Source organism: Pseudomonas sp. K5002 (assembly GCF_013386655.1).
Taxonomy (GTDB): Bacteria; Pseudomonadota; Gammaproteobacteria; order Pseudomonadales; family Pseudomonadaceae; genus Aquipseudomonas.
The window spans coordinates 1-1,465 of the sequence record NZ_JACARK010000143.1; the positions used below are offsets into that span (position 1 = coordinate 1).

Sequence of the window (1,465 nt, forward strand, 5' to 3'; positions counted from 1 at the left end):
ATCAGCTCCGGCCGCGTCATCACCGCCCAAGCGGTCGGCGGCACCGGCGCCCTGAAAATCGGCGCTGACTTCCTCAAGCAACTGCTGCCCAACGCCGTCGTCGCCATCAGCGACCCGAGCTGGGAAAACCACCAGGCGCTGTTCGAAAAAGCCGGCTTCCCGGTGCAGACCTATCGTTACTACGACGCCGCCACCCACGACGTAAACCGCGCCGGCCTGCTGGAAGACCTCAACGCCCTGCCGCCACAGTCCATCGTCGTGCTGCACGCCTGCTGCCACAACCCGACCGGCGTCGACCTGAGCCCGACCGACTGGCAACAAGTGCTGGACGTGGTCAAGGCGAAAAACCTCGTGCCGTTCCTCGACATGGCCTACCAGGGCTTTGGCGACGGCATCGACGAAGACGCCGCTGCGGTGCGCCTTTTCGCCGAGTCGGGCCTGACCTTCTTTGTGTCCAGCTCGTTCTCCAAGTCGTTCTCGCTGTACGGCGAGCGCGTGGGCGCCCTGTCCATCGTCACCGACTCCAAGGAAGAAAGCGCGCGCATCCTGTCCCAGGTCAAGCGTGTGATCCGCACCAACTACTCCAACCCGCCGACCCACGGCGCGGCGATTGTGGCGGCGGTGCTGAACAACCCTGAGCTGCGTGCCCAGTGGGAAGCGGAACTGGCCGAAATGCGCCTGCGCATTCGCGGCATGCGCGAGCAGATGGTGGCTGACCTGGCCAAGGCTGCTCCGAGCCATGACTTCAGCTTCGTCGGTCGCCAGCGTGGGATGTTCTCCTACTCCGGCCTGAGCGTTGAGCAAGTGACGCGCCTGCGCAGCGAGTTTGGCATCTATGCGTTGGATACCGGCCGTATCTGTGTGGCGGCGTTGAACCAGAACAACATTGATGCCGTGACCAAGGCCATCGTTCAGGTGCTGTAAGCCTGTTGTGATACAAAAAAGGGGAAGCCGGTGGCTTCCCCTTTTTACTGCAACATTCTTTTGTGAACACCGAACCTGTGGCGAGGGGGCTTGTCCCCCGTTGGGCTGCGCAGCGGCCCCAAAAACCTGCCACCGTGAACTTTCTGAATGAATGCGGTGCCTGAATGGGGGCCGCTTCGCGCCCCAGCGGGAGCAAGCTCCCTCGCCACAGGGTGAGCAGATTGCTTCAATAGATGAGTGCATCCCCCCTAAAAATTCGCTGCTTTCAGTCCGCTGCCCCTAGACTGACAGCAAGACAGTCCCTTCCCCTTGAGTATCCTATGAGAAACGACGACCTGGACCTGCGTGCCGACCGCGACGAACTGGACCACTTCACCCCGCGCCCACCACCCGCCAAGCGCCAGAAAAGCCTGGTGCTGCAAGTCGCGCTCGGCGTATTCCTCGGTGGTTTGGCCTTATGGCTGGTGCAACTGGGCGCCGGCGCCCTGATGGCCAAGCTGGCCATGGGCACCTTCCAGTTCGGCGGCTGACAAAGATCAAA

At 62.3% G+C, this 1,465-nt stretch carries 2 protein-coding genes; both read left to right on the top strand.

What is annotated here, in order from left to right; translation table 11 throughout:
- Window positions 1-924, top strand: a 924-nt coding sequence (locus HX846_RS08265) for an amino acid aminotransferase (RefSeq protein WP_178965236.1), incomplete at its 5' end; no start/stop codon positions are given.
- A 320-nt stretch (window positions 925-1,244) separates the two neighbouring features.
- Entirely contained in the window at window positions 1,245-1,454 is a 210-nt protein-coding gene (locus HX846_RS08270; RefSeq protein ID WP_017478782.1) for a hypothetical protein, read from the top strand.
- Window positions 1,455-1,465 lie beyond the last annotated feature (11 nt).